We start from the raw sequence: 21,696 nt of genomic DNA, 5'->3' as shown, positions 1-21,696 counted from the left end.
TCACCTCTTTTAGAATTAAGGCACACGTTTTTGGTATCTTTAAGGGATATATCAAACTAAACAACCACTAACCTAAAATAAATTTCAGATGAAAAAATTATTGGTCCTTGCCTTGATTACAAGTTTCTGGGCATGTAAAGAAGAAAAAAAGGAGCCTTCCATCGCCGAAACGATGAAGTCTTATACCATCGCCCAAATGATGGACAACGAAGCGATTGGAGGAGGGAGTTTCTCCCCAGACAAAACCAAACTATTGATTTCGAGCAACCGTTCGGGCATTTACAACATGTACACCATTCCCACTTCAGGCGGTGAAATGATGCCCATTACACAATCGGACAGTTCCTCTGTGTTTGCCATTTCTTATTTTCCAAAAGATGAGCGTATGTTGTTCCGCATGGACAATAATGGGGATGAAATCTATCACATATTTGTTCGTGACACGGATGGCAGCCATAAGGATTTGACTCCTGAAGAAGGCGCCCGCTCGTTGTTCAACCAATGGTCAAAAGATAAAAGCGCATTTTTCTACAGTTCCAACAAACGGGATAGTAGGTTCATGGACCTTTATAAAATGGATTTGGAAACCTTGACCCCTATTTTGGTGTATCAAAATGATGATGGTTATGACCTTGGTGTTGTTTCTCCTGATGAAAAATATGTTTCATTAAGCAAATCCATTAACACCAACGATAGCGATTTGTTCTTATTTGATTTGGAGAACAACGAATTGAAGCAAATCAACAAAACTCAAAGTGCCAATTATCCACAGGATTTTGCTCCAGATGGTTCGGCCTTGTACTTCACCACAGATGACGGCAGTGAGTTTTCTTATTTGATGAAATATACTTTGGCCGATGACAGCTATGAAAAAGCAATGGAGCGTGATTGGGATATTTCTGGCAGCTATTTTACCCAAAATGGCACCTACCAAGTCACTTACATCAACGAAGATGCAAAAAACACCATCGAGGTAATGGATGTAGCCTCGGGAGCCAACATCGATTTGCCTACCGTGGAAAATATGGAAATTACCAGTGTGAGTTTTTCGGATGATGAAACCATGATGCGTTTTTACGCGGGTGGATCACACTCCCCCTCCAACCTATTTGTTTACAATGTGGAGACCAAAGAACAAAAACAGCTCACCGATGTATTGAATCCCGAGATTCAAGGTCAGGATTTGGTAAAGGCAGAAGTGGTTCGTTATAAATCCTTTGATGGATTGGAAATTCCCGCCATTTACTACACACCACATCAGGCAAGTGCAGAAAATCCTGTTCCAGCATTGGTTTGGGTACACGGTGGACCAGGCGGACAATCCCGTCAGAACTTTAGTTCCTTTATCCAATATTTGGTAAACCACGGTTATGCTGTTTTAGCGGTGAACAATCGCGGAAGTAGCGGTTATGGAAAAACTTTTTATCAAATGGATGACCTCAACCATGGGGACAAAGATCTTAAGGATTGTGTGGAAGGTAAAAATTGGTTGGCCCAACAACCTGAAATTGATGGGGAGAAAATCGGAATCCTTGGAGGATCTTATGGCGGGTACATGACAATGGCCGCCCTGACCTATGCCCCTGAAGAATTTGATGTGGGAGTGAACCTTTTTGGAGTAACCAACTGGATCAGAACCCTTAAAAGTATTCCGCCATGGTGGGAATCCTTTAAGGATGCCCTTTACAAAGAATTGGGCGACCCTTACAGTGCCGATTCAGTTCGCTTGAAGCAAATTTCTCCACTTTTCCATACGGACAAAGTAACCAAACCATTGATTGTACTGCAAGGTTCTCAAGACCCACGTGTTTTACAGGCCGAATCTGATGAAATTGTGGCTGGAGTTCGTAAAAATGGGGTTCCTGTGGAGTATGTACTTTTCGAAGACGAAGGACATGGCTTTGTGAAAAAGGAGAATCAAATTACTGCATATAGTAAGATTTTGGAATTTTTGGACGAGTACTTAAAAGAAGAAAAGAGTACCCCTATTAAAGAAGAAAGTAAATGATCAAAAACCTAACAGCCTTATTTCTATTATTTGGATTATTAACCGTCAACGCTCAACAACCTGGTGAGGATGAATTGGGTGCTTGGTACATGTATTTTGGCACCAATAAGGTTTCAAAGCGCCTAAGTGTACACACCGAAGCTCAATTTCGATTGTATGAAACCACTAGCAATTTCAACCAATTGTTGTTGCGTACTGGGCTGAATTATCACATCAGTCCAGAAGCGATTGCCACCGCAGGTTATGGGTATATTGATACCGATAATACCTTTTATGACGGTGATTTTGACATTAACCTAATAGAGCATCGGATTTTTGAACAGTTTATTCTTAAGAATAAGGTATGGGAGCTCCTATTTGAGCACCGATACCGACTGGAGCAACGATTTTTGGATTTGGATGGTGTAAAAGACACCCAGCACCGTGCACGATATCGCATTCAAATGACTTTGCCCCTTACCGATACTTTTTTCTTGAATTTTTATGATGAATTGTTCATCAATCTTCAAGATGATCTGTTCGGACAGAACAGGCTTTATGGTGCTGTTGGTGTGAACATTACCGAAAATAGCAATATTCAAATCGGGTATTTACGCAACCAATTCAGCAATGCCGTTTACGACCGATTGCAATTCGCTGTTTTTTACAATCCAGATTTAAGCAGTTTGTTCAAAAAAAAGAAACCTTAAAATACACAGGCAAAATAATTGACCGCAGTTGGTATAATACCTAACTTAGTGGTCAATCTAAAAAAGATTTTTTTAATGAAAAAAATAACAATAGTTGCATTAGGGTTGGTATTGGTTACCGCCTTTAGTTGCAAACAAGCTAAAAAAGAAGAAGAAAAGAAAGAAGAAACCGTTGCGGCAATGTACAGCATTGTGGAAGACTCCACTAATGTAAAGTTCACTGCTTACAAAACAACCGATAAAGTTCCCGTTGGAGGAACTTTTCAGGAAGTGGACCTTAAATACACTGCAGGAACCACGCCAGAAGAAACTTTGAACGGACTTCAATTTACCATTCCAGTGAGCAGTCTTTTCACCAATGATGCTACTGGAACTAGAGATCCAAAAATTATTGAGTTTTTCTTCCAAAAAATGGCCGAAACCCAAACTATTACTGGAACATTTTCTGTAGCAGGGAACAATAAGAGTACTGTAAAATTGACGATGAACGGCGTTTCCACCGATTTACCGATGGATTATGAAATCACTGCGGACAATCACGTGAATTTCTCAGGCGTGATGGATTTGAAACAATGGGACGCATTGGATGCTTTGGCTTCATTGAACAAAGCATGCGAAATTTTGCATACAGGTGCTGATGGTGTCAGCAAAACTTGGGAAGACGTAGCTATTGAAGGTTCCGTGCTTCTAGAGCAAAAATAAAAGACCTCTCAAAATTTATTTAAGTATGAAAAGAGCCGCAATTGCGGCTCTTTTTTTTATCTTAAACCTAATAAACTGGAAAATTATGGGGACAACAAAAACATATTCAAACGGGGAAGTAAAAGTTATTTGGAAACCTGAATTATGCGAACATGCAGGTATCTGTGTGAAAATGCTGCCCCAAGTGTACAACCCAAAAGAAAGACCTTGGATAAAGGCGGAAAATGCGTCCAGTGAGGAGCTAAAAAACCAAATTTCCAAATGTCCTTCGGGAGCACTAAGTTATTCCGAAGAAAAATAATTGTGGATGGACAACACCTATAAACTCATCAACCAGGTTGAAGGCAAACAATTTCAATTTAACTTGGAAGATGGTATCGCGAAAATTGAATACATCCTTGCCCAAGAGAGAATTTATCTCACCCACACCGAAGTACCCACTGCCTATGAAGGGAAAGGCATTGGATCCTGTTTGATCAAACAAACCTTGGAATACATTAAAGAGCAAGATTTAACGCTCGTACCACTTTGTCCGTTTGTAGCCATGTACATCAAACGACACCCAGAATGGAAAGCTTTGGTTTTAAAAGGCATAAACATCGGTTAAACTTTCTAGTTCAACTTTTATATCTTTAAGCCGAAGCTTATGCAATTGGACAACCTCATTATAAAATTTCAGCAAAAGGATAAGGCCGCCTTCGAGACCTTGTATACGATGTATGCTGAAAATATTTGTGGGGTCATCAATGTGATTGTAAAAGATGCAGAGCGATCTGAAGAACTGTGTCAAGATGTTTTTGTGAAAATCTGGGAGAAGTCAGACCAATATGATACTTCAAAGGGTCGATTTTTTACTTGGATTCTAAATATTGCAAGAAATGCGGCCATTGATGAAGTGCGCTCCAAAACGCATAAAAATCAAAAAAAGAACCTCTCGGTAGATTCTCTCGTAGGTATTTATGAAAATAGTGAAGATTTAAACGGTAAAATGGACACCATTGGTCTTCAATCCCTTTTAAAGGGACTAAAAGACAAATGCATAAAACTAATAGACCTACTATATTTTAAAGGATATACACAAAAAGAAGCTGCAAAAGAATTGAATGCCCCTGTTGGCACGATTAAAACTAGAATTAGAAGCTGTATTTCAACGATTAGAAAAAATATGGCATAAGCATGGATGTGAAAGAATACATAGCGTCTGGAATATTGGAACTCTACGTTGCAGGAACACTATCACCTGAAGAAAACTTGGAAGTTCAACATTATGCCCTACAATATCCTGAAATACAGCAGGAAATTGAGGCCATAGAAAAGGCTATTCTGGCACTTACAAAAACAGCTTCGCCAAAAATGCCAAAAAATAGCTTTGCTAAAATTAAGGCGGAAATTGAAGATGTTATTCCTTTCACTCCAGAAGCTACAAAAAGAAAAGATACATCGTCATGGAGCACTTATTTGGGATGGGCGGCATCTATTTTATTGGCAGTTGGATTGTTTTGGATGTATAGCGAAAACTCCAAACTGAAATCAGAAATTGAATTGACCAATCAAGAAAATCAAGGTCTTCAAAATATTTTATCCGACACCCAAGAAGAAATTTCGATAAAAGAAAACCTACTTCAACAATTAAGAGATAAAAACGTAACCGTGATTGCCCTAGGTGGACAAGCCGTTTCACCAACTTCATACGCCAAGGCGTATTGGAACAAAGAAGAAAGCAAAGTGATCATTGATGCACAGGGGCTACCAGAACCTCCTGATGGGTTCACCTATCAAGTTTGGTCCTTAAAATTAGATCCTCTTACCCCAACCAGTATTGGGTTGCTTGCCGATTTCGCCGCGATGGACTCCAAATTATTTACTTTGGATAATGCCAACGAATCGGAAGCTTTTGGTATTACTTTGGAGCCTGAAGGAGGTAGTGAGAGTCCGACCTTGGAACAATTGTATACCTTAGGTGCAGTTGGCTCCTAAAAACAAAAAAGCAGTCAAGAAAACCTCAACTGCTTTTTTCGAACTTAAATAACTATAAACAATCTTAACATTACAATTTTAAACCAACGCCAAATCCAAAAATCCAAGGATTAATGTCCACATCGGCATCTACGGTTGCTCCCAAAGCTGTTGTTGCATCAACGGTTGCTGTAGTGTTCAAAAACAACTTTTTCACATCAAAGTTGATGAACCATTTATCATTCAACATATAATCAAATCCCCCCTGAAGCGCAAAGCCCACTGCAGTATCGTACTCCACATCATCGGCTACAGGTCCTTCATCAACCCCGTAAAACAAGGTCAAGTTTACCCCAGCTCCCACATAAGGAACAAGGTTTCCACCCGTAAAATGGTATTGTCCAGTTAACGTTGGAGGCAAAAGCCACACATGCCCCAAGTCGATATCGCCAGCTGCAGTTTCAACAGCTTTCACATCGTGTTTGGTGGTTCCAAGAATCAACTCCATGGACCAATTATCATCAAAAAAGTAGGTAATGTCAAATTCGGGAACTACCGAAGTGGAAATATCCACATCGCCACCAATGGCCTCAATATCGGCACTTTCGTCGGGCGAAACCACAATTCCGCGCAATCTAAATTGCCATTTACCTCCATTGTCTGCGGGTGTATCTTGTGCTGTTACCAAGTTGAACATTCCCATTAAAGCCATTACTGCTACTAGTATTTGTTTTCTCATCTTTTGTGATATTTTTAAAATGATGAGACAAATCTAAACTCACGCTTTTTCCAATATTATGATGTTTATCATTGGAAATGGATTTGCAATGGACTAACCAAGACAATATTTTTCACCTATAAACTCGAACTAAATAGCTTAAAACCATTTTTTGCGTTTAAAAATGATAATGGATACAACGGTCACCACCAACATGACCCCTAGTAAAATAAAATAGCCGTATTGTGTTTTGAGCTCGGGCATATTTTCGAAGTTCATGCCATAGATTCCAGCCAAAAATGTCAAGGGAATAAACACAACGGAAAAAATGGTAAGGGTTTTCATGACCTCGTTCAAACGATGGCCCTGTACACTAAAAAACAAATTGATTTGGCTTTCCAACTCCATAATATCCGAATCGATATCGGTAATCAACCCATTAATTTGTTCCCGCAATTCACTGAAATAAGCATTGTGAAAACCTTTTAATTGCACTCGCTCCAATTTTACAACAATGTCCCTCAATCCTTGGGAGGCCTTTTTAAAGTCTTGTAAAATGGCCTTTTTCTGCTCTACTTCGAACATAAATTCTGGGGTGGGTTCTTTTTTTACAATAGCATCCAAGGCGTTTTCCATTTCAATACTATCTTCATACTTATCCTTATAATTATTGATCAAGGTTTCCAGTATGAAAAAGAGCAGGTAATCCGCTCGCTTTTTTCGAATGATGCCCTTGTTTTCGAAAATACGTTCCCTAATCCAATCAAAATGATCCCCTCTTTTTTCCTGAATGCACCAAATAAAATCCTTGGCCACTACAAAATACATTTGCTCTGATTCCATGCTGTCATGCTCGGTCTTTAAGATTCGGGCAGCCACAAATAGCTGTTCTTCCAAATGAATCACCTTATTTCCCAATTTTTGATTGAGCAGCAATCGAAGTAAAAAATCGTCCAATTCATTGCCATTCACCATCTGGCGGAACTCTTCCATATAATCCAAACCATAGGTGTTTACCCAGGTAATGGATTTATCACCCTTAGAAAGCAACAGGTCGTCTTGGAGGGAAAATTTTCTATTATAATAGTTGTCAGGCGAATAATTGATCGCCCATGAATTTTCTTCAAAATCTGTATTCATAGTTAAATATATGAAGTGGTTTATTCGTAGTTTAGAACTATAAGTTAAATCAAATTTACAAGAACAATCGCATGATAGACCCAATGTCTTTTAAAACGGAGTTATTACTCACCGTAATTATGCTCGTTGTGATTTTCACTCTAAGTTCCCTAAGCAAGAGAGCCATTCGGAAATTCGGCAAGACTAGTGCTATTGACATGAACAGTAGAAAAATAATTTTCTATCTGAGTAACCTTTTGTATTACATCTTGGCTTTTGTAGGCATTAGCTTGATTTGGGGCGTGAACCTAAAAGAATTCTCGCTGTTCCTTTCTTCGGTGCTCGCTATTTTAGGTGTTGGATTTGTGGCGCAATGGTCGCTTTTATCCAATTTAACGGCCAGTGTCATTCTATTTTTTAGCCATCCCTTACGTTTGGGTGATCGAATCCGTGTGATGGATAAAGATTTTGACTGGACAGGAAAAGTGGAAGACATCAGTGGGTTTTATTTGTTTATGCGAACCGATGACGGAAGACGCATCACTATTCCCACCAACTTAGTGATTCAAAAGGGTATTGAAATCTTAAAAGAGGATAAGCCAGAAATTGAAAATACCTAATTGGCTTATATAAAAACGCCATGGCTTAACACCATGGCGTACCTAAAACAACAACCAACCTGAGGTTACACAAACCTCAACACTTGCTTTCTTTATTTCACCCTTAAAGGGCAGCTATCGTAGCTTCCTTAACTGGGCCAAGCTCGAAGGTAGCTTCCAATAATTCCTTTTTCAATTTGCTTACTTTTTCTGTTTTGCCATTGGCCTTATAAATTTCTGCAGCCATTTGTAACAATGCTGGTTCAAAAGTGGCATTCGCCACATGTGCATCAATAAGCTCCATTGCCTTTTCTTCTTTACCCAAATGCAGTAGGCTATAAGCCAATAAACTATACGATTCGGGTGTTGGCCTGTTTCGTACTTCCTCTTGAGCCAATTGGTAAGCTCTGTTTTTTATATCAGCATTTATATAAAAATCTACATTGTATGCATTGTACATACTTCCATAATCGTTACTACTATTTGTTTTTTTGAAGTAATCGTCCAATGCCTGAAGTTGTAAAATGTCCTTATTCAAATAAGAAGCTATTTCAGCTTGCAAAAGGTAGTTTTCAGGTGCTTCATGATTTTGCATTACTTCATCCAAAATTCGAAGTGCCTCTTCTCCATTTCTTTCATGGGAATATACAATCCAAGCAATTCCTTTTTTGGCATATGCATTTTGTGGGTCAATTTTTAAGGCTTGAAGGTACATGTTGTATGAATCTGAAATCCGACCTGCATGACCATAAAAGTCAGCTAAATTGGTATAAGACCACTGCTTTAAACCTTGATTGTTTGAAGATTCAGCCTTTTGTTTGGCCTTCTCCATAAATTGGATGGCCGTATCCAAGTCGCCTTTATGATCGTTCCATTTTGCCACTCTAATTAAATACCCAAAATCGGAGAGGTTTTTTATGCTGTCCAAATATTGATTGGCCAAAGTATAATCTCCCAATTCCATATGCAGATCAAAAAGTAAGCTTTGGGTTTCGTTTAGGCCACTGCCCAATTCTCGTGCTTCTTTTGCCAAGACCAAGGCTTCCTTAAATCGATGTTGGGAAATATAGTTTCTTGCCAAGGCACGTAAGTAACCAGATTTGCCAACCGTAGCTATTTCAACAGCTCTTTGCAGGCATTCCTCTGCCTTTTTTAAATATTGAACATCCCCAGTTGATTTAAAAAACCGATTGTATTCACTGGCAACATTGCCCAAACTTAGTAGTTGCAAGCTGTCGGGTTTAATTTTACTGTTCCAAAGCTCAAAATATTTGGAAGTTGTTTTTACGGTTTTGGTAGCCAAATAAGGTTCGTAATCCTCTTGGTTTGTTTTAAATGTTGACTCACTTGTATCACATGAACTAAAAATCAGTGTGATAAAAATTGGAATTAGTTTTACTATTGTTGTTTTCATATTGTTGTTGTTTTTAGATAAAAAAAAGGGGAAGGAAGGTTTCCTCCCCCCTCTTCCCTTTCATAGCAATTACTCGGGGGCTCCCAAATAGGGGAACATGGCGGAAATATCTGCTGTTACCGCAACACCATCGGAAGTAAGCCTAGGTAAATCGGCCATTCCATCATCATCTAAATCTTGACCGCTAAAGCGGGTACCTTCCATTCCACCAAAAAATAAAATCAGGGAAACATCAATAATATCATCATTGGGATGTCTGCCAGTAAGGGCCACCTCATCACCATCTGGCACTAAAATGCGTCCATCATTATCAAAATCGGTTCCTGGATTAAAATATGTTGTAGGTACATCTGGGGCAACTTCCAAGACGTCTGCTGCCAAAACTGTAGTTAAGGTTGCCGCATCCAATCCTAAAATATTGTTTTCATAATTCACATCGGCTGGATCCAAACCTAATTTCAAAGCATATACATCGTGATATTGCTCCAATCTTGCCTGAAATCCAGTTTGAAAAGTGGCCACCATTTCAGAAGGAATTGTAGTGTTATGGGCGTCTTTTATGCTTGCCTCTCCTTCCATATCCACACTTAATGTGGTATTGATACCTGGGCGACCCAAATGGTCTACTTGCATAAAAGTTCCAGTAAAGTCCACGGACATATCATCATCCATCATGTCATCGCTCATCATATCATCATCCATATAGGACATGGTTCCATTATCGTCATCGCTACAACTTACAGCCAATCCAAAGGCTAAAATCAAAGCGGTAAAGTATATTGATTGTCTTAGTTTCATCGTCTTACTATTTTAATTTCTTATTGTTTTCTATTTGTGGTCACCCATGTCTTATACACCGAAAGTCCCAATGCATTGGTTGCTGTAGGTGTTCCCAACATACTGTTCGGAATTTCAACAACTATGGACATGGTATTGGCACCATCGAAGGTATCTGCTGCCTCTTCAGGTGGCAAAAATCCGCCTGGAGCTGAATCCAACTCAGGTGAAATCACCGCATTGAACTGGAAAAAATCGAAAAAGAAAGGGTCTTGTCGTGGTCCTGCAAACAACGATACCCCGCTAGATGTGGTCTCTACAATGGCAGAACTATCTGATATTTCCACATCACCCAAGGCGGCATCGGTGTACACTTGACTGCTCAATCCAGCCTGAGTAGGGGCTACGGGGCCAAAAAAGTACATTCTACCATCTTTGACAATGGCTTGAATTACTTGGTCCTCGACCAAATCACCATCCAGATCAATATTGATTTCAGTTAGTACATCCTCATCAAACGTACCATAGGCCAAATCGGGCAACACATTGGATTGCAAATCCACAACAAAGACCGTATTGTCCGAACCTTCGGTGGGTTCAAATGCATAGAAATCGGCAATATCTGCTGTGGTTCCAGCAGAAGAAGGCGCATCAATGTGGTCTGCGGATACAAAAACCAAAGCTCCAATCACCAAACTGCTTACAGCTAATAAATAGTTTCTTGTTTTTTTCATTTTACTTGTTTTTAAAGTTTGCTTCACCTCTACCTACGGAACCTTTTAAGGGTGGGTTTGGTTTTTAAATGTTAAAATTATCTTAACAATTCATTGAACTAGTAACAACAATTTCATTCTGATTAAGTCGCATATTTTGTTTTACTTTGGCTTATTAAATTTTATAAATGAACCCATCCGCTTCTGGTTGGATCAATAAATTTGGTCATCTTGCCATGCAAGAGTCTTCAAAAATTGAGGACTTTAATAGCCTGTACCAACAACTTAAAAAGAGTGGTTTTATCTATGGAGTGCATTTGAGCATTCCATCATTTTTGGAAGTTGACATTACCTTAAGTGAAGATGAAATTGCCAAAATCAACCTGCTAACCGCACTTTATTACACCTATACTTTTGAAACAGGAAATACAGATTTCAATGATTTTGTAAACACTGTTTTTGCCTATTACCAATCTTTGGAAGTTGGAAGAATTTCATTCTTGAGTAAAATTTTGAGTGGAAGCAAAACGGAATCGCAACTCGAAAAATTGATTGATTCCAGGATCTATTTAAGTGACAATACTTTTAGTAGAGCTTTCGGAAACAGCTTGACAAATTCCCTTCTTTATGTAGATGTACTCATCTTTATGATGTACCTGCAGGACAACAAAAATATGATGTCGCATGCACAACTTTTGGAGTATGTTACCATCAACATTGTATACCATGCACTCAATGCAAAAGAGACCCACGAAACGGATGCAAAACTCATTCAACTTTTGGCTTCTTCTTTAACGTATGTGGACCTCGATTTAGAGAATTTGGATGAGAATTATTCGGAACTTTTGAATGAAAATTTCACTCCATTTGAACAGCAATATTTTTTGGATATGGCCTGTTTGACTTTATGGGAAGATAAGGTTTTTGACTACTCTGAAATGGACTATATTTTTACCCTTGGAAACAGTCTTGGAAAGACCAAAAAAGAGGTGGAATTTGAGTTGAATTTTGTGAAGGATTTCTTTGAAGAAAACAAGGACAAAATAGCCTACTTAGACAACAAAAATTTGGCCGCCCAATTCTACGATGGCATGTCCAAAAATGTGAGTAAACTCATCCTTAGAAATAGCAAAAGACTTAAAAAAGAATTGGTGGAAAGTAAGGAATTAGTAGCTCTTTTATCCAAGTCAACCGTCAAAGATTTGAGCCTTGAAGAACGCAAAAAAGTACAGAACCAATTACTGGATATTTTCAAAAGCATTCCTTCATTGGCCATTTTTATGTTACCAGGTGGAGCCGTTCTTTTACCTATTTTCATTAAATTAATTCCTAAATTGCTACCCTCGGCTTTTGATGACAACAGAATAGACGAAAAGTAATAAAACTAGCCAAAAAAGCCACTATAAATAAAATTTATAGTGGCTTTTTTATTTATTTTAAATACTAGTAATCAGTTTTTTAAATTAACCTACTCCAACCATAACTTAAAGTCCTTTACACGCTCCCTGCTCACAATCACCTCATGGTCTTTAAAGTGTACAAATTTGATTTGAAGCCTTGAATTAGTGTATGAAATGATGTCAGCTATGTGATTGATGTTCACATAAAACTTGCGACTTACCCTAAAAAATGTTTGAGGCGAGAGTTCCTCTTCCAACTGCTCCAAAGTGGTTTCCAATAAATAATTTCTTCCGTCGGAAGTTGCCGCATATGTACCCTTGTTCTCACTGTAAAAACATTCAACCTCATCGGCATTTATAATTTTAATGTGCTGCCCAACCTTAGCGGTAAATCGTTTTTTAAACTCCCGCTCCAAGGGGTTCACCAATAGGTTTTTTATGTCGTTAAAATCCACTGGGATTTTACGGTTTTCAGGCTTAAAATTTCGGTACTTTTTTACCGCACTTTCGAGCTCTTCCTCATCGATCGGTTTTAACAAATAATCGATGCTATTTAGCTTGAATGCTTGGAGGGCATATTCGTCATAAGCCGTGGTAAAAATAATGGCACTTTTCACCTCAACCGCATCAAAAATTTCGAACGAAAGTCCATCCGATAATTGGATATCCAAAAAGATCAAATCAGGGTGCGGATTATTCTGAAACCACTCGATGGATTCCTCTACGGAATGGAGCATATTTGAGACCTCAATTTCTTGATCGGAGAGCAATCTTCCCAACCTTCTGGCGGCTGGTTTTTCATCTTCGATGATGAGTACGTTCATAGGTTTTTGATTAAGTGTTTTTGGTTGATTTTATATTAAAAGTTGGTATGCTATTTTTCTCCAAACAAGACCTTTTCATCTCCACTTCTCCTCATCCTCTTGCATATATTTTTGAATCTGTCTTTCCTCCCACTTCTTCAAAAATGGAAATTTATGACGAAAAACCAACAAGGTATGCACAACCAATATCAAACCCCAAAAAAGAATATTGCTATTGACCCAATCATAATAATAGGTCTCGGTGGGAAACCAATCTGGCAATACTTTAAAAAGCACACCGCTCTGTAAAAGCAATAAAAAACCATTGACCAGTACAAATATTAAAATATGCCTATAATAGCCTTGAAGTTCTTTTACTCGCTTTTTGGCTGCTTCTAGATTCTTGTTTTTAGTATTCATCTTATTTGTACTTTTTCATTTCTTCTTTATCCTCTTCCATAAACTTTTGGATTTGCTTTTCTTCCCAATCCTTGCTTAAAAAAGGGTTGAACCCGAAAACTTTGGATCCATGAAAGAACAAACCAATTCCCCAAGCAAATAAGGTGATAAAGTGGGGCCATTTCCAAAAATTATCCGTTTGCAGGTAAATATTGAGTAAAATAAAAGCATTGATCACAGTATATACAGCTGCATGGATATAAAACCCTTTGATTTCTTCCACGCGCTTTTTAGCTCTTTGATATTTTGTGTTTTTAGACTCTTCCATGATTATTTCCATTTATTGTTACTCTCATCCTCATCCATAAATTCCCTGATTTTTCGATTTTCCCATTGTTTTCCAAAAAACGGTATAAGATCGAAGGTGCGCAACGCGTGAAAAAATAAACCGATGCCCCAACCAAATGCGGCCCATAAAAACCACATATAATCAAATTGGTTGCTGTAATAATTAATGGCTGCCAAACCTGAAATTACCAAGACATAGGAGGTTAAATTTCCGTAGAATTTTTTAAGCTCGCCCACTCTTTCTTTGGCTCTTAAGTACTTGCTTTCTTTATCAAAATTTTCCATGGTGCGGTGTAATGGTTGTGCGGAGTAGTTAAAAATACTCATTATTAAAATTCTTTGTTGTTCATTAATTCTTCGATTTTTCTACGCTCCCAATCCTTACCTAAAATTGGATTGTTACCAAATGCTGACATCCAATGTCCAATAAGTCCCATTCCCCATCCCAAAGCTGGGAACAGTACCCAAGCAAAGCTTGTAGTTCTATAGTTGATAAAAGCCAAAAGAGAAATCACTAGCACATAGGCTGTCAAGTTCATGTAAAAAGATTTCATGCATTCTACACGTTCTTTGGCTCTTTCGTATCGGTTGTTGTTAAAGTTTTCCATGACTGTTCGTTTTTAGATTTTAATTATAATCCAAATGTCGACAGATGCTGGCAAGAAATGAAAAGTAGATTCGCGAACTGTTGATTTTGATGGATGAGTTGTTGAAAGGTGGATGGGTTGAGGGTTGAAGGTTGAAGGTTGAAGGTAAATGAAGTCAGAATTCTGACAACTGACAACCGATAACTGATAGCTGATAGCTGATAGCTGATAACTGATAACTGATAACTGATAACTGATAACTGATAACTGAATTTAAAAGTCTTCCTTTTCCATGAGTTCGCGGATTTTGCGCTCCTCCCATCTTTTGCCCCACAAAGGATTATAACCGAATGCCTCCATTCCGTGCGCCAACAATCCAAAGCCCCAACCTAAAGTTGGAAAAAATGCCCAGAGAAAATCAGTGGTCCTAAAGTTTAACCACCATAAAAATGGAATAACGATGCAATAAGCCATTAAATTACCATAGAAGTCCTTAATGCCCTTAACACGCTCCTTAGCCTTCGCGTAGCGTTTTTCTTCAATGTGTGTTTCCTGGGTTTCCACAATGGAGTATTGCTGGGTAAGCATGGGCAACGTTACACTAAAATCGGTGGATGTTTTATTGATAATGACTTCGCGGTCGGTCAAAATTTGATAGCGTTGCTTTATGTTTTGCAACCCAACTCCACTACTCTTCTTCACCACCTGTTTTTCTTGCAGGTTATTGCTCACCACCAAATTGGAACCTTCCTCATACACCTTAATATGCAATGGTCGGGAGGAAGTTACCACATTATGCTTTACAGCATTTTCCAAAAGCAATTGAAGGGAAAGTGGCACTATTTTGGCCTCAGGCTGCGAACAATTTTCAGGAATTTCGAAAATAATGCTGTCCTCAAAACGCATTTTTAGCAATCGAACATAGGTTCTGGCGAACTTCAGTTCTTCATCTACAGTAACCAAATCCTTGTTCTTTTGCTCCAAAACATATCGATATACTTTTGAAAGCGATGTGGTAAAGTTTTGCGCCTGGTGCGGGTCTTCGTCAATTAAACTGGTCAATACATTAAGGCTGTTGAACAAAAAATGGGGATCGAGCTGGTTTTTTAAAGCATCAAAACGGGCAGATGCAGAACCAGCGATAATTTTTTGCTCCTTAACCTGTTTCTCTTTGTAGTATTTATAATAATATCCCGCATAAAAAAGAACGGTGACCGCCATTGAAATCAAAAACGCGCTCACATAATATTGGGGATGTTCTTGCAATAAAAAATCAGTAAAAGCAATGCCCTCCAAGAAAACTTTTGAAATTACACGAGCGATAAAAATACCTATGAGGGATGCGCCAATATTGCCCAAAATCCCATAAAGCAAATACTTTTTTGTGAAGAGCTGCTTTTTGTATTTACCCATCAATACAATAAATATGACAGCATTACATAAGTAAATGACCACAGAATACACCATGCTTTCCCAGAACTCGGTTAAAAGTTCGTTCATGGTAAGGTTCCAGCCCTTTACATAGAAAATAATGAGGAACACTACGTAAATAGCGATCCCCACTAAAAATGCCTTTATAAGCTCTTTAAAAAATGTTTTCATTTAGACTTATTTACAGCTGGCCAATACTTGTTCAGCACGTTCTTTCCCCCAACTTGGATAAAAGGGAGTATCGGATTTAAAGGTAGCAAAAAGTTCCAAGGCCTTTTCCACATCTTTGCAGTAGGGTGCGGTATCCTTTCCAAAGTACCTGGCCGAACCCATATCCCATTCTGCTTTGGAAAATATAACCCTTGGGTTATTAGGTGCCAACTCCATTGCTTTTTGGTACAGTTGGGTGTTTTTCATGGACATGGTCATCCCGTATGTTGCTCCATCAAAAGCTATCCAAGCTGTATTGATCAAAGCTTCTTGAATGAGTATTTCGGGATTGTTCGGTGAAATGGCGTTGGCCACATCGATAAACTCTTTTGCTTTGGCCAATTGCTTGCTCAATTTTTCTTCATCTTTCTCCCCAAAAGAAATCACGGTGTTGATTTGGGAAACATAATAATACGGTAACCAATTATCTGGTTCTGCAGTTGCAATTCGCTCAAACAGGTTGGATGCATCCACAAACTTTTGCTCTTTCCAAAGTTCAAAGGCTTTATCCATACCCTTGGAGTATCGATCTTGGGCAAATATTGCCGTTGTTCCCAAACACATTAGTAATACAAATAGTTTTTTCATGACTGTCGTTTTTATTGGCTAGTATTTTAGCGTTGATTATTGATGCCACAAATATGATTCGAATGGGTTATGTTCAAAAAGAAGAATAACCGAACTGTAATTATTAGGGGATGGATTGTAAGGTTGTTTACCGTTACATAAATTGTTGACTAACTAACAACGACTTTGAAGTATGTTTTCGATCCATTTGGGTAAAATGACATTAAAACTGTAAGAAAAGTGATTGCAGACTACTTTAATTTCTTACAGGAACCAAATTAATTTAACATTTTAAGTACCTCATTCACAGTTTTTTATTATATTTAGTAGAGTCGAATTCACATAGATTTCACCCTGCACATTTTCGACTTTATCCATTTAATTGGATAGAACCTTACTTGCACCATAAATTCTTTTAAGTGGTTAAATAGCAAGTTGTACTCCCAAATTTCACATCCAAAGATTTTTCATGTTGATCCTATGAAAAATTGTCTTGGTGATTGCCCCGATTGATTCCTTTTTCATTTGCCAAAACTGCACCTTTTCTTAGGTATGGTTAACCAATATATAATCAACAAAAATGAAGACAATGAAAAAAATCATTCTGCTCTGCACAGTGGCTGCACTTATAATCAGTGGCTGCCAAAACGCTCCCGTAAGGTACACTCAGGATTCCCCTGAAATTGACACAGTGAAAAACTTGATTGCCAACTACAACAGTAAACTTTTTGATACGGCCATGTACGCCGACACTTCAAAAACCTACTACAACACCAATAAAAATCCCATGTCGCCCAGTGAGGCCATGGATTATCACAGAAACACGGACATTAATTATTCCAATCGAGGATTCGCTAAAGACAATCAAGAATATGAAATGGTGGTTACCGATGATGGTGAAACTTGGGTGAACTGCTGGCTACAATGGCAAGGCACCTTGGCCGCCAATGATCAAGCGGTAGAAATTCCAGTGCATTTAACCTATCAATTTATTGATGGAAAAATTGTGAGGGAATATGGCTACTGGGATCCATCTGAAATAATGTTGACACTTCAAAAATTAGAAGCAGAAGCCAACATGGGTGAAGAAGAAACAGAGCCCATGGAATAAAATTGAACACACAAATCACAAACGAAATGAAAAAAATACTCTTAACATTTATATTGATTCCATTCATATTAAGTGCACAAGGAAACCAGCAACCTCCAATGTTCATGAATGTGATGATGACACCACAACCAGATAAAATAGATGCTTTTGAAGCAGGTCTGGCCGCACACAATAAAAAATTCCATACTCAGGACAACCAACAAGTAAGCGTGTATTGGGTAACGAGTGGCAAAAACTCAGGTAAATATGTTTGGAGCCTTGGACCCACCTCTTGGGCCGCAATGGAGGAAACCAACAACTATTCCGAAGACCACACCAAAGATTGGAACAACAATGTTGCCGCCAATGCCATGCCCGATATGCAATTTACCTATTGGAAAAACAATCCGTTACATTCGAATTTTACCAGGGATTTTGAATTAAAAAACCTATCACTTTTTATGCTTGATATTGAACGTTTTAAGTATCAAGAATTCTTGGCCGTTTTGGATAAGGTTTACAAAGTATTCAAGACGAAAGATCCCAACCAGCAATGGGGCGTATATTTTAATGAATTGGCCAACACGGGCGATGGGGATTTTGTTTGGGTGGATTTCTTTGACAACACCTCTTGGATGGATAGAGAGGATAAATTCCCAGAATGGTATGAAGAAGTGCATGGCGCTGGAAGTTTCGCCCAATTTTTAAAGGAATTTGAGCATTCTACAGGTTGGGACATGCAAGAGATCTGGGTCTTTAGAAAAGACCTCAGTGGCTCTGATGGAAAGGTAGAAGTATCAAATTAATCAACTCTATAATAAATGAAAAAGGCCCAATTATGGGCCTTTTCTATTTTAACAACAAAGTACAATATTGTTTTCCAAGCTTGAAATCTTAATTAATATCTTTAAACCTTCAATTACTTAACTGAAAAGTATACTTCTTACTCCATGTACATTCCCAATCACTATAAAAATGAAAACCTTGAAGAGGTTAAAGATTTTCTTCAGCAGAACAGCTTTGGCATTTTGATCAATATTGTTGACCAAAAACCATGGGGCACACACATTCCTTTGGAATTGGAAACGGACAATGAAGGAAATGATGTTTTAGTGGGACATATTGCCAAAGCGAATCCGCAATGGAAAAACTTTACTGAAAATGCAGAAGTATTGTGCATTTTTAATGGTCCCCACTCCTATGTCTCCTCATCATGGTACAAAGAGGAAGAAGTTCCAACTTGGAATTATATCGCGGTACATGTCTATGGTACATTAAAAGTACTGAGCGAAGAAGAAACGCTACAGTCCATGTATCGATTGGTAGATAAATATGAGCAGGTTGCCAAAAATCCAATCTCTTTGGATGATATGTCGCCCAAAACCATGCGACAGGTTAAAGGAGTTGTGGGTTTTTCAATTCAGATAACAGATATTCAAGCCACTTACAAACTATCTCAAACCCGAAAGGAAGATCATACAGCAATCATTTCGGAGCTTCAAGAACAGAAGGATGCAGGCAGTAAAGCCATTGCACAACAGATGAAAGACCGTTCCGAATAAAAGCTATTCGATATCCTGAAAAATGGTATCGGCCCAATTGGAATATCTGGGATTTTCCACATGCATGATCCAAAGCTTGTCGGTATATTTTCCTTTCATTTGGGATTTATAGGCATCATAGGCCGCATCATCTTCATCGTATTTGGCCAAGTACACATAATTTAATCCATTCTCTGGGTTTTTAAAGTACTGGGCCTGTAACCCCTTGCTTTTTAAATCCTCCATAAAGTTTTTTAGGTAGGTTTCATTTTTAAACACATTGGCCACGATGTAATGCCCTTGTCCCACTCCATTTAAGCTAATAAACTTCTCGATAGGCTTGTAGGCTCCACCTCGATAAGTTCCTTTTGTTTTTAAATCCTTGTGTTTGGGAGCCGTTTTGGAATTTAACTGTTCGGCAACACTATATCTTAATTGTACAGAATTGTAAACAGAATCCAAATCCTCTTTATCAGCCAAATACAATTTTTGTGCATTCTCTTCAATATCTGGAATTTGGTCGCCATTGTTTCGTTGTACCAAACGCATCACCATTTCAAATCGTTTTTCCATATCCTCTTCCCTACTTTGTTCCAAGGAATCCATTCGAAATAACAATTCGTCAATTACGGCATAACTATCTTCTTGCTCCTGCTGTAATTGTGAAATACGACCTTCCAAATAGGCTCTTTCATCTGCATTGAGAGATGCGGAAGCAACACTCTCAGCATCCGACTTCCCGTTTTTATCGGTTTCGCCATCCGTGGATGCCACTGAAGTTTCCGATGCTGATTTACTTTTCAATTTTTCTTCTCCATCTTCAGCAATAAAAACGTTTTTGGACATGTTGGGCACAAAGGAATACGAAATTGAAATCTCATGGGTCACCCCAAGATTGGCAATGCTGTTGCTGATATTTTTTTCAAAATTGTAGCCAAAGGACAACCTTCTATTCAAATTAAAACCAGTACCTGCAGAAACGCCATAAAATTGGTCGTACCCTCCTTGAACCCAACCTAGCTTTGGTAGGTCCAAAATAACTCCTCCACCAAAAATGGGGTCCTCTGCACCATTGAAACGAGCTCTTGCCAAGGGCATTAACCTACCATCTTCAAAAATACCTCGACCATTTTCCAAGGTATGGGTGTACTGTAAATGTCCTGAAAAAGTTTTCTGATCTAAAGTGGTGAGCGACTTACCAGATTTTATATTGTAGTCCACCAAATTTTGGGCAAAAACACCTACATCGAACTTACCCAAACTCAAATTGATACCAGGTTGCAGGGAAATAATGGAGCTTTCAGGTGTATCACTCAATAACGGATCATCCTGTTGCAATGCCGTAGACCTGCTTGCATCATAATTGCTCACATAATACGGAATGTTGACACCAAAAGTCAAACTGCTTTCCTTTCCCAATCGGATACCATGGGAATAATTGGCCATCACTCCCAAATTGGAGATGACACCTTCTTGTTGGTTGTACAAACTAAAACCAAGGCCGACCATATCATTTATTCGACCACTATAACTTAAAAAGTAGTTTTGGGCATTGTTTTCAAAGTCTGCACTTTGACTTCTGTGGAACAAATTGATATACGATTTATCTTCTCGTACAGCAGAAAAGGTGGGGTTGATCAAAAACCTATTGAATTTCAACAAATTTTGGAATGGGACATCGTAACTCACATAGGGATTGCCCTCCTGTGCATTAAGGGAATTGCTCAGTAGAACTAGAGTAAACAAGGCAATAACATATTGCCTAACTGGGAGATGAGGGGATAGATATAAAAGCGGGGGTAGTTTTATCTCCATAGCCGAATGGGATTTGTAGGTTCACTTTTCTGGCAGGGCCAGATGGTATTTGGTTATTTGGTCTCATTAGCAAGATTTGGGACTTGTAAGAGTTTTAGGACTAATATATACGGTAATATTAAATATTTTATCGGTCATCAGCGAATTTATTCGTTGAACTACCAACACGATTGACGGATATTCAATTTCAATTGACAAAAAATAGTTTTCAGTTCATGAATTAGTTGATGATAAGATGCTAATTTTGAAGCGAAAAGGCTAGTTAACTCATTTATGACGCAAGAAATCACCATTCTCCCCTATTCCGATACTTATGCTACTGCTTTTAAGACGCTCAATGAAGAATGGATCACCAAATACTTTGTGATGGAGGAAATGGATTATAAATCTTTGGACCATCCCAAGGAATACATTTTGGATAAAGGTGGGTACATTGCCGTGGCCCTTTTGAACTATGAACCCGTAGGTGTTTGTGCTCTTGTCCCCTGTTCATACGAGGGTTATGATCTTGAGTTGGTGAAAATGGGCGTTTCTCCCAAAGCTCAGGGCAAGGGCATTGGAAAATTATTGGGCCAACACATTATTGAAAAGGCAAAAGAAATGGGAGCGACTGCTATTTTTCTGGAAAGTAACCGCGTTTTGGCTCCTGCCATTTCATTGTACAAAAAATTAGGGTTTCAAGAAGTTTTTGGCATCAAATCTCCATATGCCAGAAGTGACATTAAAATGGAACTTTTGTTAAGCAAATAGTACTTACCTTTAAAAAGGATCCATCACATTTAACCTATCAAAAACACATTATATCTTTAA

At 38.4% G+C, this 21,696-nt stretch carries 26 protein-coding genes; 13 read left to right on the top strand and 13 right to left on the bottom strand.

Annotated features, from left to right (window positions below):
• The first annotated feature begins 88 nt into the window (after positions 1–88).
• From BLQ18_RS10245 to BLQ18_RS10215, 7 genes are all read left to right on the top strand, one after another.
• The gene (locus BLQ18_RS10245; RefSeq protein ID WP_090295083.1) at positions 89–2,008 is read left to right on the top strand and encodes a S9 family peptidase; all 1,920 of its coding nucleotides are present in this window, start codon (positions 89–91) and stop codon (positions 2,006–2,008) included.
• Positions 2,005–2,697 (top strand): DUF2490 domain-containing protein, encoded by a 693-nt coding sequence (locus BLQ18_RS10240; protein WP_090295081.1) that lies wholly within the window; start codon positions 2,005–2,007, stop codon positions 2,695–2,697. Before BLQ18_RS10245 ends, BLQ18_RS10240 begins: the two co-directional genes overlap by 4 nt.
• A 75-nt stretch (positions 2,698–2,772) precedes the next feature.
• Positions 2,773–3,399 (top strand): YceI family protein, encoded by a 627-nt coding sequence (locus tag BLQ18_RS10235; RefSeq protein WP_090295079.1) that lies wholly within the window; start codon positions 2,773–2,775, stop codon positions 3,397–3,399.
• Positions 3,400–3,484: 85 nt separating this feature from the next.
• Positions 3,485–3,700 carry a (4Fe-4S)-binding protein gene (locus tag BLQ18_RS10230; protein WP_090297523.1) on the top strand — a complete coding sequence of 72 codons (216 nt, stop codon included), beginning with the start codon at positions 3,485–3,487 and terminating at the stop codon, positions 3,698–3,700.
• 6 nt (positions 3,701–3,706) lie between these two features.
• Positions 3,707–4,006, top strand: coding sequence for a GNAT family N-acetyltransferase (locus BLQ18_RS10225; RefSeq protein ID WP_090295076.1), 300 nt, complete (start codon positions 3,707–3,709; stop codon positions 4,004–4,006).
• Positions 4,007–4,045: 39 nt separating this feature from the next.
• Positions 4,046–4,573, top strand: a complete 528-nt coding sequence (locus tag BLQ18_RS10220) for an RNA polymerase sigma factor (protein WP_090295074.1) — start codon at positions 4,046–4,048, stop codon at positions 4,571–4,573.
• A 2-nt stretch (positions 4,574–4,575) separates the two neighbouring features.
• Positions 4,576–5,376 carry an anti-sigma factor gene (locus BLQ18_RS10215; RefSeq protein ID WP_090295072.1) on the top strand — a complete coding sequence of 267 codons (801 nt, stop codon included), beginning with the start codon at positions 4,576–4,578 and terminating at the stop codon, positions 5,374–5,376.
• A gap of 70 nt (positions 5,377–5,446) precedes the next feature.
• Here BLQ18_RS10215 and BLQ18_RS10210 read toward each other — a convergent pair whose 3' ends face one another.
• Together BLQ18_RS10210 and BLQ18_RS10205 are read right to left on the bottom strand one after the other, a co-directional pair.
• Positions 5,447–6,094 carry an OmpW/AlkL family protein gene (locus BLQ18_RS10210; protein ID WP_090295068.1) on the bottom strand — a complete coding sequence of 216 codons (648 nt, stop codon included), beginning with the start codon at positions 6,092–6,094 and terminating at the stop codon, positions 5,447–5,449.
• Positions 6,095–6,232: 138 nt separating this feature from the next.
• Positions 6,233–7,213 carry a CorA family divalent cation transporter gene (locus tag BLQ18_RS10205; protein WP_090295066.1) on the bottom strand — a complete coding sequence of 327 codons (981 nt, stop codon included), beginning with the start codon at positions 7,211–7,213 and terminating at the stop codon, positions 6,233–6,235.
• A gap of 83 nt (positions 7,214–7,296) precedes the next feature.
• Here BLQ18_RS10205 and BLQ18_RS10200 point away from each other — a divergent pair, with 83 nt between their 5' ends.
• Positions 7,297–7,812, top strand: coding sequence for a mechanosensitive ion channel family protein (locus BLQ18_RS10200; protein WP_245668106.1), 516 nt, complete (start codon positions 7,297–7,299; stop codon positions 7,810–7,812).
• Between the two features lie 103 nt (positions 7,813–7,915).
• Here BLQ18_RS10200 and BLQ18_RS10195 read toward each other — a convergent pair whose 3' ends face one another.
• From BLQ18_RS10195 to BLQ18_RS10185, 3 genes are all read right to left on the bottom strand, one after another.
• Complete coding sequence (locus BLQ18_RS10195; RefSeq protein WP_090295060.1) at positions 7,916–9,205, bottom strand: tetratricopeptide repeat protein; 1,290 nt, start codon at positions 9,203–9,205, stop codon at positions 7,916–7,918.
• Between the two features lie 69 nt (positions 9,206–9,274).
• On the bottom strand, positions 9,275–10,003 hold the full coding sequence (locus tag BLQ18_RS10190; RefSeq protein WP_090295058.1) for a DUF4331 family protein: 729 nt from the start codon (positions 10,001–10,003) through the stop codon (positions 9,275–9,277).
• A 20-nt stretch (positions 10,004–10,023) separates the two neighbouring features.
• The gene (locus BLQ18_RS10185) at positions 10,024–10,716 is read right to left on the bottom strand and encodes a DUF4331 family protein (RefSeq protein ID WP_090295055.1); all 693 of its coding nucleotides are present in this window, start codon (positions 10,714–10,716) and stop codon (positions 10,024–10,026) included.
• Between the two features lie 167 nt (positions 10,717–10,883).
• On the opposite strand from BLQ18_RS10185, the gene BLQ18_RS10180 reads away from it, so the two are divergent.
• A complete protein-coding gene (locus BLQ18_RS10180) occupies positions 10,884–12,074 on the top strand; it encodes an LETM1-related biofilm-associated protein (protein ID WP_090295053.1) in 1,191 nt (396 codons plus the stop codon).
• 89 nt (positions 12,075–12,163) lie between these two features.
• Here the strand turns inward: BLQ18_RS10180 and BLQ18_RS10175 are convergent, their stop codons facing one another.
• The 7 genes from BLQ18_RS10175 to BLQ18_RS10140 all read right to left on the bottom strand — a co-directional run bounded on the left by BLQ18_RS10175 (position 12,164) and on the right by BLQ18_RS10140 (position 16,461).
• The gene (locus tag BLQ18_RS10175) at positions 12,164–12,919 is read right to left on the bottom strand and encodes a LytR/AlgR family response regulator transcription factor (RefSeq protein ID WP_090295051.1); all 756 of its coding nucleotides are present in this window, start codon (positions 12,917–12,919) and stop codon (positions 12,164–12,166) included.
• 75 nt (positions 12,920–12,994) lie between these two features.
• Entirely contained in the window at positions 12,995–13,318 is a 324-nt protein-coding gene (locus BLQ18_RS10170; RefSeq protein ID WP_090295049.1) for a 2TM domain-containing protein, read from the bottom strand.
• A 1-nt stretch (position 13,319) separates the two neighbouring features.
• Positions 13,320–13,625 carry a 2TM domain-containing protein gene (locus BLQ18_RS10165; RefSeq protein ID WP_245668105.1) on the bottom strand — a complete coding sequence of 102 codons (306 nt, stop codon included), beginning with the start codon at positions 13,623–13,625 and terminating at the stop codon, positions 13,320–13,322.
• A 2-nt stretch (positions 13,626–13,627) separates the two neighbouring features.
• The gene (locus BLQ18_RS10160; protein ID WP_245668104.1) at positions 13,628–13,972 is read right to left on the bottom strand and encodes a 2TM domain-containing protein; all 345 of its coding nucleotides are present in this window, start codon (positions 13,970–13,972) and stop codon (positions 13,628–13,630) included.
• A 2-nt stretch (positions 13,973–13,974) separates the two neighbouring features.
• Positions 13,975–14,253 (bottom strand): 2TM domain-containing protein, encoded by a 279-nt coding sequence (locus BLQ18_RS10155; protein WP_090295045.1) that lies wholly within the window; start codon positions 14,251–14,253, stop codon positions 13,975–13,977.
• Between the two features lie 252 nt (positions 14,254–14,505).
• Complete coding sequence (locus BLQ18_RS10145) at positions 14,506–15,834, bottom strand: 2TM domain-containing protein (protein ID WP_090295040.1); 1,329 nt, start codon at positions 15,832–15,834, stop codon at positions 14,506–14,508.
• A gap of 6 nt (positions 15,835–15,840) precedes the next feature.
• Positions 15,841–16,461, bottom strand: coding sequence for a tetratricopeptide repeat protein (locus BLQ18_RS10140; protein ID WP_090295037.1), 621 nt, complete (start codon positions 16,459–16,461; stop codon positions 15,841–15,843).
• A gap of 568 nt (positions 16,462–17,029) precedes the next feature.
• Here BLQ18_RS10140 and BLQ18_RS10135 point away from each other — a divergent pair.
• The 3 genes from BLQ18_RS10135 (at position 17,030) to BLQ18_RS10125 (ending at position 19,092) form a co-directional block, all read left to right on the top strand.
• Positions 17,030–17,551: a nuclear transport factor 2 family protein gene (locus BLQ18_RS10135; RefSeq protein WP_090297516.1), complete on the top strand. Its 522-nt coding sequence runs from the start codon at positions 17,030–17,032 to the stop codon at positions 17,549–17,551.
• A gap of 26 nt (positions 17,552–17,577) precedes the next feature.
• Complete coding sequence (locus BLQ18_RS10130; protein ID WP_090295035.1) at positions 17,578–18,336, top strand: hypothetical protein; 759 nt, start codon at positions 17,578–17,580, stop codon at positions 18,334–18,336.
• Positions 18,337–18,480: 144 nt separating this feature from the next.
• Positions 18,481–19,092, top strand: a complete 612-nt coding sequence (locus tag BLQ18_RS10125; protein ID WP_090295032.1) for an FMN-binding negative transcriptional regulator — start codon at positions 18,481–18,483, stop codon at positions 19,090–19,092.
• A gap of 3 nt (positions 19,093–19,095) precedes the next feature.
• Here BLQ18_RS10125 and BLQ18_RS10120 read toward each other — a convergent pair whose 3' ends face one another.
• Positions 19,096–20,886: a PorP/SprF family type IX secretion system membrane protein gene (locus BLQ18_RS10120; RefSeq protein WP_090295029.1), complete on the bottom strand. Its 1,791-nt coding sequence runs from the start codon at positions 20,884–20,886 to the stop codon at positions 19,096–19,098.
• Between the two features lie 273 nt (positions 20,887–21,159).
• Here BLQ18_RS10120 and BLQ18_RS10115 point away from each other — a divergent pair, with 273 nt between their 5' ends.
• A complete protein-coding gene (locus BLQ18_RS10115) occupies positions 21,160–21,636 on the top strand; it encodes a GNAT family N-acetyltransferase (protein ID WP_090295026.1) in 477 nt (158 codons plus the stop codon).
• The last annotated feature ends 60 nt before the right edge of the window (positions 21,637–21,696 follow it).

Source organism: Flagellimonas zhangzhouensis (assembly GCF_900102925.1).
In the GTDB taxonomy this organism is placed as follows: domain Bacteria; phylum Bacteroidota; class Bacteroidia; order Flavobacteriales; family Flavobacteriaceae; genus Flagellimonas; species Flagellimonas zhangzhouensis.
This window is presented reverse-complemented; position numbering and strand designations above follow the sequence as displayed.